This window comes from Pseudomonas sp. USTB-Z (assembly GCF_019691255.1).
Taxonomy (GTDB): Bacteria; Pseudomonadota; Gammaproteobacteria; order Pseudomonadales; family Pseudomonadaceae; genus Aquipseudomonas; species Aquipseudomonas alloputida.
Genome location: NZ_JAECZP010000010.1, coordinates 66,478 through 81,068, shown reverse-complemented (window position 1 = coordinate 81,068; position 14,591 = coordinate 66,478). Strand labels below are relative to the sequence as shown.

The 14,591-nt window shown below is 61.9% G+C and carries 15 protein-coding genes; 7 read left to right on the top strand and 8 right to left on the bottom strand.

From position 1 onward, the window contains the following. The first annotated feature begins 99 nt into the window (after positions 1–99). From I8746_RS13780 to I8746_RS13770, 3 genes are all read left to right on the top strand, one after another. The gene (locus I8746_RS13780) at positions 100–1,068 is read left to right on the top strand and encodes a polyprenyl synthetase family protein (protein ID WP_003247469.1); all 969 of its coding nucleotides are present in this window, start codon (positions 100–102) and stop codon (positions 1,066–1,068) included. Between the two features lie 159 nt (positions 1,069–1,227). After that, the gene (locus I8746_RS13775) at positions 1,228–1,569 is read left to right on the top strand and encodes a zinc ribbon domain-containing protein YjdM (RefSeq protein ID WP_003247477.1); all 342 of its coding nucleotides are present in this window, start codon (positions 1,228–1,230) and stop codon (positions 1,567–1,569) included. Positions 1,570–1,653: 84 nt separating this feature from the next. After that, the gene (locus I8746_RS13770; protein WP_010951938.1) at positions 1,654–1,899 is read left to right on the top strand and encodes a hypothetical protein; all 246 of its coding nucleotides are present in this window, start codon (positions 1,654–1,656) and stop codon (positions 1,897–1,899) included. A 26-nt stretch (positions 1,900–1,925) separates the two neighbouring features. Here the strand turns inward: I8746_RS13770 and I8746_RS13765 are convergent, their stop codons facing one another. The 5 genes from I8746_RS13765 to I8746_RS13745 form a co-directional block, all read right to left on the bottom strand. After that, positions 1,926–2,543 (bottom strand): FKBP-type peptidyl-prolyl cis-trans isomerase, encoded by a 618-nt coding sequence (locus I8746_RS13765; protein ID WP_003247482.1) that lies wholly within the window; start codon positions 2,541–2,543, stop codon positions 1,926–1,928. 85 nt (positions 2,544–2,628) lie between these two features. After that, positions 2,629–2,934, bottom strand: a complete 306-nt coding sequence (locus I8746_RS13760; RefSeq protein WP_012051153.1) for a DUF6482 family protein — start codon at positions 2,932–2,934, stop codon at positions 2,629–2,631. Positions 2,935–3,151: 217 nt separating this feature from the next. After that, on the bottom strand, positions 3,152–3,640 hold the full coding sequence (locus I8746_RS13755) for a TIGR00645 family protein (RefSeq protein ID WP_003247486.1): 489 nt from the start codon (positions 3,638–3,640) through the stop codon (positions 3,152–3,154). A gap of 188 nt (positions 3,641–3,828) precedes the next feature. Next, positions 3,829–4,167 (bottom strand): hypothetical protein, encoded by a 339-nt coding sequence (locus I8746_RS13750; RefSeq protein ID WP_003247487.1) that lies wholly within the window; start codon positions 4,165–4,167, stop codon positions 3,829–3,831. A gap of 162 nt (positions 4,168–4,329) precedes the next feature. Beyond that, positions 4,330–6,768, bottom strand: a complete 2,439-nt coding sequence (locus tag I8746_RS13745) for a Lon protease family protein (protein WP_004575710.1) — start codon at positions 6,766–6,768, stop codon at positions 4,330–4,332. Positions 6,769–7,017: 249 nt separating this feature from the next. On the opposite strand from I8746_RS13745, the gene I8746_RS13740 reads away from it, so the two are divergent. From I8746_RS13740 to I8746_RS13725, 4 genes are all read left to right on the top strand, one after another. Continuing rightward, the gene (locus tag I8746_RS13740; protein WP_003247492.1) at positions 7,018–7,506 is read left to right on the top strand and encodes a DUF3015 domain-containing protein; all 489 of its coding nucleotides are present in this window, start codon (positions 7,018–7,020) and stop codon (positions 7,504–7,506) included. A gap of 71 nt (positions 7,507–7,577) precedes the next feature. Further along, positions 7,578–9,431: a DUF4105 domain-containing protein gene (locus I8746_RS13735; RefSeq protein ID WP_221100761.1), complete on the top strand. Its 1,854-nt coding sequence runs from the start codon at positions 7,578–7,580 to the stop codon at positions 9,429–9,431. A gap of 101 nt (positions 9,432–9,532) precedes the next feature. Further along, a complete protein-coding gene (locus I8746_RS13730) occupies positions 9,533–9,889 on the top strand; it encodes a hypothetical protein (RefSeq protein WP_004575712.1) in 357 nt (118 codons plus the stop codon). A 67-nt stretch (positions 9,890–9,956) separates the two neighbouring features. Continuing rightward, positions 9,957–10,454: a GreA/GreB family elongation factor gene (locus tag I8746_RS13725; RefSeq protein ID WP_221100760.1), complete on the top strand. Its 498-nt coding sequence runs from the start codon at positions 9,957–9,959 to the stop codon at positions 10,452–10,454. Positions 10,455–10,652: 198 nt separating this feature from the next. Here I8746_RS13725 and gdhA read toward each other — a convergent pair whose 3' ends face one another. The 3 genes from gdhA to I8746_RS13710 form a co-directional block, all read right to left on the bottom strand. Beyond that, positions 10,653–11,993 (bottom strand): NADP-specific glutamate dehydrogenase, encoded by a 1,341-nt coding sequence (gdhA, locus tag I8746_RS13720; protein WP_003247498.1) that lies wholly within the window; start codon positions 11,991–11,993, stop codon positions 10,653–10,655. Positions 11,994–12,215: 222 nt separating this feature from the next. Next, positions 12,216–13,883 carry an energy-dependent translational throttle protein EttA gene (gene ettA, locus I8746_RS13715; RefSeq protein WP_003247499.1) on the bottom strand — a complete coding sequence of 556 codons (1,668 nt, stop codon included), beginning with the start codon at positions 13,881–13,883 and terminating at the stop codon, positions 12,216–12,218. 302 nt (positions 13,884–14,185) lie between these two features. Beyond that, positions 14,186–14,584 carry a hypothetical protein gene (locus I8746_RS13710; protein ID WP_088513535.1) on the bottom strand — a complete coding sequence of 133 codons (399 nt, stop codon included), beginning with the start codon at positions 14,582–14,584 and terminating at the stop codon, positions 14,186–14,188. Positions 14,585–14,591 lie beyond the last annotated feature (7 nt).

Below are 14,591 nucleotides of genomic sequence, written 5' to 3'. Positions count from 1 at the left end.
GGTTTTGCTTGCAAGTGCCGCCCCCGGCCAGCGGGCACCGCGCCTTGACACACCGGGACCTGCGACCTAGCATGCCGCGCAACCTCACTGGAGCAGCCGATGCAACCCCAAACCTTCTACCGCGCGGTGGCTGATGATTTCAGCGCCGTCGACGAGATCATCAAGAAGCAGCTGACCTCGCGCGTGCCGCTGGTATCGAAGATCGGCGACTATATCACGTCCGCCGGTGGCAAGCGCCTGCGTCCCCTGCTGGTACTGCTGTGTGGCAAGGCCCTGGGCCGCGAAGGCGACGACCTGCGCCTGCTGGCCGCCACCATCGAGTTCCTGCACACCGCCACCCTGCTGCACGACGACGTGGTCGACATGTCCGGCATGCGCCGTGGCCGCTCTACCGCCAATGCCCTGTGGGGCAACGCGCCGAGCGTGCTGGTGGGCGACTTCCTTTATTCGCGCTCGTTCGAAATGATGGTCGAACTGGGCTCGATGCCGGTCATGCAGATTCTGTCCAAGGCCACCCGGGTGATTGCCGAAGGTGAAGTGCTGCAACTGTCGCGCGTACGCGACGCCAGCACCACCGAGGAAGTCTACATGGAGGTCATTCGCGGCAAGACGGCGATGCTGTTCGAAGCGTCTACCCACAGTGCTGCGGCACTGGCCCAGGCCACCGACGAGCAGCGCGAAGCCCTGCGTACCTTTGGCGACCATCTGGGCGTGGCCTTCCAACTGGTCGACGACCTGCTGGACTACAAGGGTGACTCGCAGACCCTGGGCAAGAACGTCGGTGACGACCTGGCCGAGGGCAAACCTACCCTGCCACTGATCTACACCATGCGCGAAGGCACTGCCGAGCAGGCGGCGCTGGTACGCCAGGCGATCCAGAAGGGCGGCCTGGAAGATCTGGAACAGATTCGCGTCGCGGTCGAAGAGTCGGGCGCGCTGCAGTACACCGCCGAGCTGGCGCGCGATTACGTGAAGCGTGCCATCGCCTGCCTCGAAGTGCTGCCTGCCAGTGAATACCGGGATGCGCTGGTTGAACTGAGCGAGTTTGCGGTCGCGCGTACGCACTGACAGACCGAGTCGCCTTCATTCGCGGGCAAGCCCGCTCCTACACCATTTGTGGGAGCCGGCTTGCCCGCGATGCTTTTTGTCCGGACATAATCACTTCCGGGAAATTACCTTTTACAATGTGGGCTTTTAACCGCCCGTCTGTTTGTTTGAGGAACCGAAGTGAGCACTCTGCCACCCTGCCCAAAATGCAATTCCGAATACACCTATGAGGATGGCACTCAGCTGATCTGCCCTGAATGCGCCCACGAGTGGTCGGCCGGCGGCGATGCCGAGGCGGCCAGTGACGAGGTGGTGAAAAAGGATTCGGTCGGCAACATCCTGCAAGACGGTGACACCGTCACCGTGATCAAGGACCTCAAGGTCAAGGGTTCGTCCCTGGTGGTCAAGGTTGGCACCAAGGTCAAGAACATCCGCCTGTGCGACGGCGACCACGACATCGACTGCAAAATCGACGGCATCGGTGCCATGAAACTGAAGTCCGAGTTCGTCCGCAAAGTCTGATTACACAAAAATCCGGCAATTGGCGCTTGCCATTTACGTAATAAGAATTATTCTCATTGGAATTGCTGTCCAAGGAGAATTGCCATGACTTATCTGATCGACGCCTGGCTGGAACGCCCTCACCCCTACCTGCGCATTCTTCATCGGGAAACCGGCGAAGTGTGCGCGGTGCTTGAAGAAGAAGCCCTCGACGAACTGCGTGACCAGGGTGACCTGGACATGAGCGGGCTGAATTCGAGTGAGCCGGGGGTGCTCAAGGAACTGGTACGGAATCTGTTTCTGTTCTGCTATGCGCGGGCATTGCGCCCTGGGGGGACAGACTGGAATTGAGGCCGGCAGGGCCGGCCTCTAGGGCATTACAGAACGTCGAGCAGCTCGACGTCGAACACCAGTACGCTGTGCGGCGGGATGCTGCCAACGCCTTGGGCGCCGTAAGCCAGCTCGCTTGGCACGTACAGGCGCCATTTGCTGCCAGCGTTCATCAGCTGCAGGGCTTCGGTCCAGCCAGCGATCACGCCGCCGACCGGGAATTCAGCCGGCTGGCCACGCTCGTAGGAGCTGTCGAACACGGTGCCGTCGATCAGGGTGCCGTGGTAGTGCGTACGCACGTTGTCTTCGCGGGTCGGCTTGGCGCCTTCGCCAGCGGTCAGCACTTCGAACTGCAGGCCCGAAGCCAGCGTGGTGATGCCTTCACGCTTGGCGTTCTCGACCAGGAACTCCTTGCCAGCAGCAGCGGCGGCTTCGGCCTTGGCTGCAGCTTCGGCTTGCATCACCTCACGGATGACCTTGAAGCTGGCCGACAGGTCGGCTTCGCTGACGCGGCTGTCGGCACCGTTGAAGGCGTCGGTCAGGCCGGCCAGGATGGCTTCCAGGCTAACGCCTGGTGGCGGGTTGTCGCGCAGCTGGCCGCCCAGCTGACGGCCGATACCGTAGCTGACGCGCGTTTCGTCGGTAGACAGGTTGAGTTCGGACATTGTCGTGCTCCACTGCAGGGCGCAATGCAGCCGCGCCCTTGATAAAAAGGGCGAGCAGCCTAGCACACTGGGGCGCTGCGAGCAGCTACCAGGCCGAACGCTGGGAAATCGGCACCTTCAGGTCTTCTTCCGGGTGCGTACCCATGCCGCACATTTCGTCCTGCACCGACCAGTGCACCAGGTTCATCGAGACCATGGGGATGGTTAGCAGCAACTTGCGCGCATCCTCCACCGAGTGCACGCGCAAGCGTTCACCGCGGGTATCGGACAGGGGGTGAGCATGGCCTTTGACCCGGGCCTCGAGCAGGTAGTCACCGCCCTCGATGGCGATCAGGTTCAGTTCTTCGACATGGCCAGCCCTGGCCTCGGTATTGAGCTGATGCAGGTTCATGAGAGCACCTCGCAATAGGAACCACGCATGAGAGCTCATTTTTTGTACAGGAAGGGAGAATGCGCAAGGCATGACTGACGCCACTCGTCAGTTGAGCCTCGATCTCTGTGGGAGCGGGCGTGCCCGCGAAGCAGGCCACGCGGTGGCTGGCACCGGCTTTGCCGGTGTTCGCGGGCATGCCCGCCCCCCCAGGAATTGCAGTGAGGCCTGGCGGGACTCAGTGCTTGGTCAGCTTGTCCAGGTAGCCCATGCAGAACGCCGAGACCACGAAGGTCATGTGGATGATCACGTACCACATCAGGTAATCGGTGGAGATGTTCTGCGCATCCATGAACACCCGCAGCAGGTGAATGGACGAAATCGCCACGATCGACGCGGCAACCTTCATCTTCAGCGACGAGGAGTCCATCTTGCCCAGCCAGTTGAGCTTTTCCTTGCTTTCATCGATGTCCAGCTGCGAGACGAAGTTCTCGTAACCGGAAATCATCACCATCACCAGCAGGCCACCGACCAGCGACATGTCAATCAGCGACAGGATCACCAGGATCAGGTCGGCTTCGCTGAGGGCAAAGACGTTGGGCAGGACGTGGACCACTTCCTGGAAGAATTTCAGCGCCAGGGCCAGCAGGCCGAGGGACAAGCCGAAGTAGATCGGTGCGAGCAGCCAGCGCGAGGCATACATCGCGTTTTCGAGGATACGTTCCATGAAGTTCAGGACTCATCAGGTGACTAAAAAAGCGACGGCGAGTATAGCCAGCCACCTGTTACAGCAAAAGCCCGGGGCTGCTCCGCAGCCTGAACGCGACACAAGGCCACACTCTCACAGCAAGGCGATGCTGTACCTGTGGGAGCGGCCTTGTGTCGCGATGGGCCGCAAAGCGGCCCCGGCATTCTTCAGGTCTCAGGATGAAACTGGTAATCCCCCAGGTTGCGACACCGCTCACCATTGATCCGCCGCAACTGCGCCTGCAAATGCAAACACCAGATCTGCGGGTCCTCGGCCACCTGGTACCCATGCAGGGTCAGGCTGTCGACAATGGCATTGAGCACCGATTCGGCCACCAGTGGCCCATGGAACGGGCCCTGCGCCTTGATCGCGGAGGGTTGTTCACCGGCCATGCCGGCGGCGAACAGCAACGTCCACATGCCGTTGTCACCGGCCAGCGGGCGGATGCTGCATTCGATACGGGTCACCAGGCCCAGGCACTGGCGTGTGAGGCTGAGGTTGCGCATGGCCGCGTCCCCTCCAATGAGCCTTGTTCAGCCCGAAACCCTCAGGCTGTTTCCATCCTGAACGCTGTACCGTCCTTAAGTTCCAGCATAGAGGAACAGTACAGAAAGTTGGAAAACTGGCGCTGAACGGTAGCACATCGCCGCCAGCGCCAGTTTATTGACTCAGGCCGGTTTGGCCTGGGCAATCACCTCTTCCAGGCGTTCCTTTTCTGCCTTCTCGATGTCTTCCTCGCTGATCATCTCGGCAATTTCACGCAGGCGTTCCACCACCCGAGCATTGACGCTGCCCTCGGTGAACAGCCCCTTGTCGTCGAGTACCCCGGCCTCCTCGCCCACCAGCAGGCTCAGCGCCTCATCAGCCTGGCTGACCGCGTAGACGTGGAACATGCCGTTCTCCACCGCCTGCAACACGCGCTCGTCAAGCATCAGGGTGGCGACGTTGGCACGCGGAATGATCACCCCCTGCTCGCCGGTCAGGCCACGCGCCTCGCAGAGGCGGAAGAAGCCCTCGATCTTCTCGTTCACCCCACCCACCGCCTGCACTTCACCGAACTGGTTGATGGAACCTGTGATGGCGAAGCACTGCTTGAGCGGCGTGCGCGACAAGGCCGAGATCAGCGTGCAGGCTTCGCCCAGCGAGGCGCTGTCGCCGTCCACGTAGCCGTAGGACTGCTCCAGGGCGATGCTCGCGGAGATCGCCAGCGGGAACTCCTGGGCATAGCGGCTGCCCAGGTAACCGGTGAGGATCATCACCCCTTTGGAGTGGATCGGCTGGCCAAGGTTGACCTCACGCTCGATATCGACAATACCGCTGCCGCCGGGGTAGACGGTGGCCGAAATACGCGCGGGCATGCCGAACGCCGAGTCACCCACTTCCAGCACGGTCAGGCCGTTGCACTTGCCGATGGCCGCGCCTTCTGTGTCGATCAGGATGATGCCGGCGAGCATGTCGTCCAGCACCCGTTGCGACACACGGCCGGTACGGGTGGCCTTGGCCTTGAGCGCACGCTCGATGTGGCCTGCGTCGGTCATTTCGTCACTGGCCAGCTGGCGAATGAAATCAGCCTCGCTGACCAGCTGGAACAGGTCGCCGATACGCGCCGACAGGCGTGACTGGTTTTCAGCCAGACGCGCACTGTAGGTGGCCAGACGCGCCACCGCGTCACTGGTCAGCGGCGCCATGCCCTCTTCGTTGGTGCGGGTGCGCAACAGCTGGGCGAACTGCTCCAGGTTCTCGTCGACCATCGGCATGTCTTCATCGAAGTCCACCAGCACGCGGAACATCTCCTGGAAGTCCGGGTCGTGGTCCTGCAGCGCGTAGTACAGCTGGCGCGAGCCGATGATCACCAGTTTGACGTTCAGCGGAATCACCTGCGGCTGCAGGCTGACAGTGGCAACACGGCCCAGCTCACCGATTGGCGACTCCATCTTCAGCTTGCGCGACTGCAGCGCACGCTTGAGCGCGTCCCATACGAACGGCTCGCCCAGCATTTTCTCGGCTTCCAGAATCAGGAAGCCGCCGTTGGCCCGGTGCAGCGCGCCTGGGCGCAGTTGGCGATAGGAGGTATACAGCGCACCTTGGTCGGTGCTGTATTCGATACGGCCAAACAAATTGTCGTAGGTCGGGTGCGGCTCGAACACCACCGGCGCACCACCGTCAGCGTGATGGCCCACCACCAGGCTGGGCGCGTACTGCTCTTCGAGCAGCTTGCGGGCCACGGCGTCGGACTTGCTGTCATCGACCAGTTGCTCGACCAACGTACGCAACAGGTTCAATTGCACCGATTGCAAGTAGGCGCACACCGCCGCGTTTTCGGCGTACTTTTCCGACAGCGGCGCCAGCAACGGCTGCAGTGCCAGGGTGATGGTTTCTTCGTTGAGCTGGCGCAGCTGGTTGTTCGACTCGCGCTTCCATTGCGGCAGGCTGGCCAGCTCTTCGTTGAGGCGCTCCTCAAGCAGGGCAATGTCCTCGTGGAACTGCTCGCGCACCTCCTCCGGCAATTGGGCAAATTCAGCTTCATCCAGCGCCTTGCCATCAGCCATCGGCGTGAAGGCGACGTTGCTGGCATCGCGGTACAAGGCCACGTCCTTTTCCAGCGACGCGCGCTCGATCACATCCAGAGCACGGTCATAACGCTGGTTGAAAGCGCGGTCGATGGCGCCCTTCTTCTGCTGGTAGGACGGGTGTTCGAACACCGCCGGGAACGTCGACAGCAGGTTGTCGATCAATCCGCCCATGTCGCTGATGAACTCGGCGGCGCTTCCGGACGGCAGCTCCAGTGCACGTGGTTCACGGGTGTCGTCGAAGTGGTTGACGTAGACCCAGTCGGCCGGGGTCTGCTGGCGCTTGCCCTCGGCCTTGAGGTAGCGCTTGACGAACGAGAAGCGCCCGGTGCCGGGCTCGCCCATCACATACACATTGTAACCAGGACGCGGCATGGCCACGCCAAACTGCAGGGCCTCGACAGCACGTTCCTGGCCCAGAACTCCGCGAAACGGCTCCAGATCGTCGGTATGGGTGAAAGCAAACTGCTCGGGGGAGAAACGCCGGGTCAGGGCTTCAGGCGCAAGACGCAGGCGCGCAGCGACAGGATCGGGCATTGGGTTTCCTTACTTCGGCGGGCAGATACGCAGCATTCTGGCGCTGCCCGCGCGCGCCTTGCAAGGCTCCACGGGACTTTATGTCGCAGCCGGTGCAGTCCTGTGACAGCAAATTTTTCGCAATCAACAACGCAACCTTTAGATCGTGCCTAAACTCCAAGCTGCGCGGGTGGGTGAAAAGCTTTCCCGACCTGGCAACCGAGTTGCCAGAAACCCTGACCCTTGGTTAAGACAAAGAGAACAAATGCTATGAAACGGATTCTTCTGGGTACTCTGTTCACCGTGGTCTCGCTGAACGCCATGGCCGAAGCGCCTGGCGGCCCGAACTGCGGCTGGGGCAACATGCTGTTCGAAGGCCAGCGCGGCACGCCGGCACACTTCCTGGCTTCTACCACCAACGGCACCTCCGGTAACGCCACCTTCGGCATGACCTCCGGCACCAACGGCTGCTCGACCAAGGCTTCGCTGACCTACGGCGGCAAGTCCTGGTTCGCCATGAACGGCATGATGAACGAGCTTTCCGAAGACATGGCCATGGGCCAGGGCGAAGCACTGACCACCTATGCCGTCGTTCTCGGCGTAGCACCGGAGGACCGCAGCTACTTCAACTCGGTCACCCACCAGCACTTCAACCAGATCTTCAGCAGCGCCGACGTCACTGCCGAAACTGTCCACAGCAACACCCTGGCCGTTCTGAAGAGCGACCCCCGTCTGGCCAAATACGCTACCGAGGCCTAAGCACAGCTGCTCCCGCCCCAACCGGGGCGGGTTTCGCCTTTTTCGGCATCGTCAAGAAGTAGTTGCCCGATATGCTCAAACGCCTCGCTGCCCTGGCACTGTGTGCCTGCGCCCCTGTTCATGCCGCCCCCCTGCTGGATCCAGGCCGTCTCCAGCAATTGGCCAATACCCCTTACTGGCTCGCCATTGGACATTACGAAACCGCCAAGCTCGGCGGCTGGCGCAGCTATGTGGATGATGATGCGTTCTTCCTCGCCGAAGATGGCGCGCACCATCCGGACCAGGAACTCAAGGCTACGGTCGATGCGCTGTATGCCCCGGCCAGTCTCGGTGACAAGCACGCCCAGTGCGTATTCCCCGCGCGCACCCGCTGGCTGCGCGAACAGCTCGACCTGCAAGACTTGCCACAACCGGACTGCCAGGAATTCAAGACCTGGTACCAGTCGATCGACCCGCACAGCGCCGCGTTGATCTTCCCGGCAGCCTACCTGAACAGCCCATCGTCGATGTTCGGGCACACCCTGCTGCGCATCGACCAGTCCAACACCCGCAGCGACGACACCACGCTGCTGAGCTACGCCATCAACTTCGGTGCCTATATCGAAGGCAGCGACAACAGCATCCTGTACGCCTGGAAAGGCCTGATGGGTGGCTACCCGGGGCTGTTCGCGCTGATGCCCTACCAGGAAAAACTGTCCGAATACCGCAGCCTGGAAAACCGCGACCTGTGGGAATACCAGCTGGACCTGACCCCCGAAGAAACCGGACGTATGGTCGAGCATGTGTGGGAGCTGAAGCAGATCCAGTTCGACTACTTCTTCTTCGACGAAAACTGCTCGTATCGCCTGCTGGAGCTGCTGCAAGTGGCCCGGCCAAGCCTAGACCTGACGTCTCAGTTCCCGCTGACCGCCATTCCCACCGACACGGTGAAAGCCGTGAAGCAGTCCGGCCTGGTCGCCAGCGAAACCTACCGCCCCTCTCGCGAACGTGAATTGCTGGCCAGGGCCGAGCCACTCGACCCCAACGAAAAGCGCCAGGTGCTGGCTGTAAGCGCCGACACTGCGCAATTGCAAAGCCCTGAATTCCAGGCCCTGCCTCGCGAACGCCAAGCGTTGGTGCAAGATGCCGCGTATCGCCTTGAGCGGTATCGGGCCAATGGCCAGGAACGCGACCCAGGGCAGGCCAAACGCAGCTTCGAGTTGCTGCGGGCGATCAACGGCAACCCGCCGCCGCCCCTGCAGATCGAGCGCCCCGGCCTGCCCGAGGATGGCCATGACTCGCGCACCTGGCAACTGGGCGTGGGCACCCGTGAAGACCGCGCCTACGCCGAATATGGCCTGCGCATGGCCTACCACGACCTGAATGACAACGCCTATGGCTTCCCGCTGGGCGCACAGATCGAAATCCTGCAATTGAAGCTGCGCCAGTACGAAGGCAACGATTGGCAGGTGCAGCGCCTGGACCTGGCCACCATCCGTTCACTGACACCCCGTAACGAGCTGCTCAAGCCTTGGTCATGGCAAGTGGCTGGGGGGCTGGAGCGGGTGCCGGGCAAGCATGATGACGAAGTGCTGGTGAGCCATGTGAATGGTGGCGCTGGCGGCACCTGGCAGCTGGCCGACGGTTTGCTGGGATTTGCCTTGGGCACGGTGCGGGTCGAGCATCACAACGACTTCGCTCAGTTCATTGCCCCGGCGGCTGGCTTCAATGGCGGGCTGCTGTGGCGCAATGGGCTGGGCAACATGACGCTGGAGGCCAAGGGCGATTACTTCACCAACGGCGAAGTGCGACGCAGTGTAAGCCTGAACCAGCAGTGGGAAATCAGCCAGAACCTTGGTCTTCGGTTGAGCGCCTCGCGTGAGTTCAGCCACCTGGCCACGGCACAGAACGAGGTGATGCTCGAGCTGAAGTGGTATCACTACTGACGTGAATTGTGGGAGCCATCCGACTCTTTGACACTGTTTTGACACCTACCCGACAAACCGCCACCTAGACTTCCCATCATCAACTGGAGGGCTTTGTGGCTATGTCGCGGTACTGGTTCGGCGTGTGCATTGCGGTGTTGCTGTCAGGTTGCGAAACCACCCACGAGCAGATGGTCAACCACGGTTACCCGCCCGCCTATGCGGATGGCTTCCAGGACGGCTGCAGCAGTGGCCGCCAGGCGGCCGGGCTGATGGTGGGCAACTTTCGCAAAAACGTACCGCGCTACCTGCACGAGCGTCAGTACGAAACCGGCTGGGACGATGGCTTCCGCCAGTGTCACGCCATGCAGAACAGCGAAGAACAGCGCCAATACCACGAGCGCTTCTGGGACCAGCGCGACCGCGAGTGGGAGCAGGAAAAGGACCGCGGCGCTGCCAAGGCCTATCGCCACAATTGAGTCGCAAACGGACATTCCTTTAAACCGGCGGCCTGCCATGATGGTCTCATGCACAAGGAGGCCCTACATGAGCCGAGCATTCGTCAACGAAGACCAAGCCGCCGACCAGGCCGACCAGCCGGTCGAGCGGCGCATCAGCGAACAGCCCAACTATGTGACGGGCAGCGGCCTGCGCCAGCTGCAGACGCGGGTGGCCGAGCTGAATGCCTTGCGCAGCGAACTGCAGGCGCAGGGCGAACAGGGCGACAAGCAACGGCTGGCCGATACCGAGCGGGATCTGCGCTACTTCAGCGCGCGGGTGCAAAGCGCCCAGGTGGTACCGGCGGCGACTTCGCATAGCAAGGTACAGATTGGTAGCCGGGTGCGGTTTGTCGACGCGCATGACCAGGAGCAGGTGGTGCGGCTGGTAGGCGAGGATGAGGCGGATGCCGGGCACGGGTTGATCAACTGGGGTTCGCCACTGGGGCGGGCTTTGCTCGGGGCTGGGCCGGGGGATGAGGTGGTCTGGCGGCGGCCGGTGGGGGAACAGGTGATAGAGGTGGTTGAGATTCTGGGCGAGGGTTGAGGGCCCTGGGGCTGCTTTGCAGCCCATCGCGACGCAAGGCCGCTCCCACAGGGCCTTGACTGCCTGGTTGTCCAACTTCTCGGGTGCAGTCCAGCCTGTGGAAGCAACTGTCTTGCTCAATTTCTAAAAGCTGGCGCCATCCCTGTGGGAGCGGCCTTGCGTCGCGATGGGCCGCAAAGCGGCCCCTACGGCCTCAGATCAGACCACGCCCTGAGCCAGCATCGCATCGGCCACTTTCACGAAGCCCGCGATGTTCGCCCCCTTGACGTAGTTGATCCGGCCATCCGCCTCTTCACCGTAGTGCACGCATGCATGGTGAATAGACTGCATGATGTTGTGCAGCTTGCTGTCCACTTCACCGGCCGTCCACAGCAGGCGCATGGCGTTCTGCGACATTTCCAGGCCCGACACGGCTACGCCGCCCGCATTGGAGGCCTTGCCCGGGGCGTACAGAATGCCGGCGTCCAGGAAGATATCCACAGCCTCGAGGGTAGTCGGCATGTTGGCGCCTTCGGCCACACAGATACAGCCGTTACGCAGCAAGGTGCGGGCATCTTCGGCGCCCAGCTCGTTCTGCGTGGCGCATGGCAGGGCGATGTCGCACGGCAGGCTCCACGGGGTCTGGCCCTTGCGGAACTCCAGGCCGAATTGCCCGGCCAGCTCGCTGATACGTCCACGCTTGACGTTTTTCAGCTCCATCAAGGCATCCCACTGAGCGTCGGTCAGCCCGGCTTCTGCATACAAGGTACCTTCAGAGTCAGACAGCGAGATCACCTTGCCGCCCAGGTCCATGACCTTACGCGCAGCATACTGGGCGACGTTGCCCGAACCAGACACCGCCACGCGGCGGCCGTCGATACGCTTGTCCTGACGCTTGAGCATTTCTTCGGCGAAGTAAACGCAGCCATAGCCGGTGGCTTCCGGGCGGATCAGGCTGCCGCCATAGGTCATGCCCTTGCCGGTCAACACCGAGGTGAACTGGTTGGCCAGGCGCTTGTACTGGCCGAACATGAAGCCGATTTCGCGGGCACCCACGCCGATGTCACCGGCCGGTACGTCGCAGTCAGCGCCAATGTGGCGATACAGCTCGCTCATGAACGCCTGGCAGAAGCGCATCACTTCGGCGTCGCTCTTGCCTTTCGGGTCAAAGTCCGAGCCGCCCTTGCCGCCGCCCATGGGCAGCGAGGTCAGCGAGTTCTTGAACACCTGCTCGAACGCCAGGAACTTCAGCACGCTGAGGTTCACCGAGGGGTGGAAGCGCAGCCCGCCCTTGTACGGGCCAATGGCACTGCTCATCTGAATGCGGTAACCGCGGTTGACCTGCACCTTGCCCTGGTCGTCGACCCAGGAGACGCGGAACAGTACGGCGCGCTCGGGCTCGACCATGCGCTCGAGGATGCCGGACTGCAGGTAGTGGGGGTTGGCTTCAAGGAATGGCCACAGGGTGCGCAGCACCTCTTCCACCGCCTGGTGGAATTCCGGCTGGCCTGGGTCACGCTGCTTTAGGCGTGCAAGGAAATTGTCGACAGATTCGATCATGGTAGACATCTCACCAAGAGGATTGGACTTATTGGTTTTTTTCAGAAATGTACCAAGAAGCAATCGCACCGGAATAGGGCGAAATGTCGTTTTTTTGAAATTATTTGGTGCGTTTTATGTAAGTGTATACAAAATACACCTTCGCCTCGCCCTTTATAGCGGTCCGCCAGGCCCAAAAATGGGGCCCCTTGGGGCCCCATTCTTGTGCATCAGAAAACCGGCTTACTGGGCCAGTTTCTTGTGCCGTACACGGTGCGGCTGGGCTGCAGCATCACCCAGACGCTTCTTGCGGTCGGCTTCGTACTCGGTGTAGTTACCTTCGAAGAACACCACGTTCGAGTCATCTTCGTACGCCAGGATGTGAGTAGCCACACGGTCCAGGAACCAACGGTCGTGGGAAATCACGATCGCGGCGCCCGGGAAGTCCAGCAGGGCTTCTTCCAGCGAACGCAGGGTTTCGACGTCGAGGTCGTTGGACGGTTCGTCGAGCAGCAGAACGTTACCGCCTTCCTTCAGGGTCAGGGCCAGGTGCAGGCGGCCACGCTCACCACCGGACAGGTCCTTGACGAACTTCTGCTGATCGCCACCTTTGAAGTTGAAGCGGCCAACGTAGGTACGCGAAGGGATCTCGTAGTTGCCGATGCGGATCTGGTCGGAACCGTCGGAGATCTGCTGGAACACGGTCTTGGCGCCGTCCAGGTCCTCGCGGCTTTGGTCAACACAGGCCAACTGCACGGTTTCACCGATCTCGATGCTGCCCGAGTCCGGTTGCTCCTTGCCCATCAACATGCGGAACAGGGTCGACTTACCGGCACCGTTACCACCGATCACGCCCACGATGGCACCTTTGGGCATGGCGAACGACAGGTTGTCGATCAGCACACGGTCACCGTAGCCCTTGGTGACGTTCTTGAACTCGATAACCTTGTCACCCAGGCGCGGACCGGCCGGGATGTAGATTTCGTTGGTTTCGCTGCGCTTCTGGAATTCCTGCGACTGCATTTCTTCAAAGCGCTGCAGACGGGCCTTGGATTTGGACTGGCGGGCTTTGGCGCCTTTGCGCACCCACTCCAGTTCCTCTTTCATGGCCTTCTCGTGGGCGCTCTGCTGCTTGGATTCCTGCGCCAGACGCTCCGACTTGGCTTCCAGCCAGCCCGAGTAGTTGCCTTCGTACGGGATGCCGGCGCCGCGGTCCAGCTCCAGGATCCAGCCGGCGACGTTGTCGAGGAAGTAACGGTCGTGGGTAATGGCTACCACGGTACCCGGGAAGTCGTGCAGGAAGCGCTCCAGCCAGGCCACCGAGTCGGCGTCCAGGTGGTTGGTGGGTTCGTCGAGCAGCAGCATGTCGGGGGCCGACAGCAGCAGGCGGCACAGGGCCACACGGCGCTTCTCACCACCGGACAGGTGTTCGATGCGCGCATCCCAGGCGGGCAGGCGCAGGGCGTCGGCAGCGACGTCCAGCTGGCGCTCCAGGTTGTGGCCATCAGCGGCCTGCAGGATGGCTTCCAGCTTGGCCTGCTCGGCGGCCAGCTTGTCGAAGTCGGCATCCGGCTCGGCGTAGGCCGCGTAGACCTCGTCCAGGCGGGCCTGGGCGTCCTTGATTACGCTGACCGCTTCCTCGACCACTTCACGCACGGTCTTGGTTGGGTCCAGTTGCGGTTCCTGTGGCAGGTAACCCACGTTGATGTCGGGCATCGGACGGGCTTCGCCGTCGAATTCCTTGTCGACGCCCGCCATGATCCGCAGCAGGGTCGATTTACCGGCGCCGTTCAGGCCAAGTACGCCAATCTTGGCGCCTGGGAAGAACGACAGGGAAATGTTCTTGAGAATTTCCCGCTTCGGCGGCACGACCTTGCTCAGCCGATGCATGGTGTAGACGTATTGAGCCAAAACCAAGCCCTCTAATCAGATAGGTAAAGACATCGCCGATCGCCCCGGCAGCATGGCCAGGGAGATGTGTATTGGGGGTGTCATTGAACAAAGTCGACCATTCTACGCCAACGCGCGGCGTTGCATAGGAGGGGCCGATGGTGGGGTGTGATCAGTGCGGTCCCTGGGATGAATTCATTGCCTGTGCCGGCCTCTTCGCGGGCATGCCCGCTCCCACAGAGTCACCACAGAGTCTGAAGAATCCACGATTCCTGTGGGAGCGGGCGAGCCCGCGAAAGGGCCGGCACAGCAGCCGAAGAGGCTCAGACGTGACGCTGCTTGGCCTTGCCCCGCGGCAAGCGGCAACGGTCGCCCTGCTCGGCCAGGCGTGCGGCCCAGGCGGACTTCACGCTGAAGCCGCCGCTGCGGGCAGGTTGCTGCTCGGCCGCCTTGGCCGGTTTGGCAGGCGCAGTGCTGACCACCTTGGCTGCCGGCTTGGCCGCCGCCACGGCAACAGCCGGCTCTGCTGCCACCTTGGCGGTCTTGCGCAGTTCAGCCAGCGATGGGGCCTTGCTTTTGGCGGCAGCGGCTGCCTCGGGTTTGCCCAGCGAGCGCTGGCAAGACTTGCAGGATACGTCCTCGGTCACGGCAGTGCTGACAAGGGTCTGACTGCTGCGCCCGCAGGCGGAATCGAGGCCATTGGAGGAAAAGTGAGTAACCAAAACCGAA

Excerpts from the sequence above, each read along its gene's own strand:
- I8746_RS13780 (WP_003247469.1), top strand. The coding sequence starts at position 100 with ATGCAACCCCAAACCTTCTACCGCGCGGTGGCTGATGATTTCAGCGCC.
- I8746_RS13770 (WP_010951938.1), top strand. The coding sequence starts at position 1,654 with ATGACTTATCTGATCGACGCCTGGCTGGAACGCCCTCACCCCTACCTG.
- I8746_RS13765 (WP_003247482.1), bottom strand. The coding sequence starts at position 2,543 with ATGTCCGAACTCAACCTGTCTACCGACGAAACGCGCGTCAGCTACGGT.
- I8746_RS13760 (WP_012051153.1), bottom strand. The coding sequence starts at position 2,934 with ATGAACCTGCATCAGCTCAATACCGAGGCCAGGGCTGGCCATGTCGAA.
- I8746_RS13755 (WP_003247486.1), bottom strand. The coding sequence starts at position 3,640 with ATGGAACGTATCCTCGAAAACGCGATGTATGCCTCGCGCTGGCTGCTC.
- I8746_RS13750 (WP_003247487.1), bottom strand. The coding sequence starts at position 4,167 with ATGCGCAACCTCAGCCTCACACGCCAGTGCCTGGGCCTGGTGACCCGT.
- I8746_RS13745 (WP_004575710.1), bottom strand. The coding sequence starts at position 6,768 with ATGCCCGATCCTGTCGCTGCGCGCCTGCGTCTTGCGCCTGAAGCCCTG.
- I8746_RS13740 (WP_003247492.1), top strand. The coding sequence starts at position 7,018 with ATGAAACGGATTCTTCTGGGTACTCTGTTCACCGTGGTCTCGCTGAAC.
- I8746_RS13735 (WP_221100761.1), top strand. The coding sequence starts at position 7,578 with ATGCTCAAACGCCTCGCTGCCCTGGCACTGTGTGCCTGCGCCCCTGTT.
- I8746_RS13730 (WP_004575712.1), top strand. The coding sequence starts at position 9,533 with ATGTCGCGGTACTGGTTCGGCGTGTGCATTGCGGTGTTGCTGTCAGGT.
- I8746_RS13725 (WP_221100760.1), top strand. The coding sequence starts at position 9,957 with ATGAGCCGAGCATTCGTCAACGAAGACCAAGCCGCCGACCAGGCCGAC.
- gdhA (WP_003247498.1), bottom strand. The coding sequence starts at position 11,993 with ATGATCGAATCTGTCGACAATTTCCTTGCACGCCTAAAGCAGCGTGAC.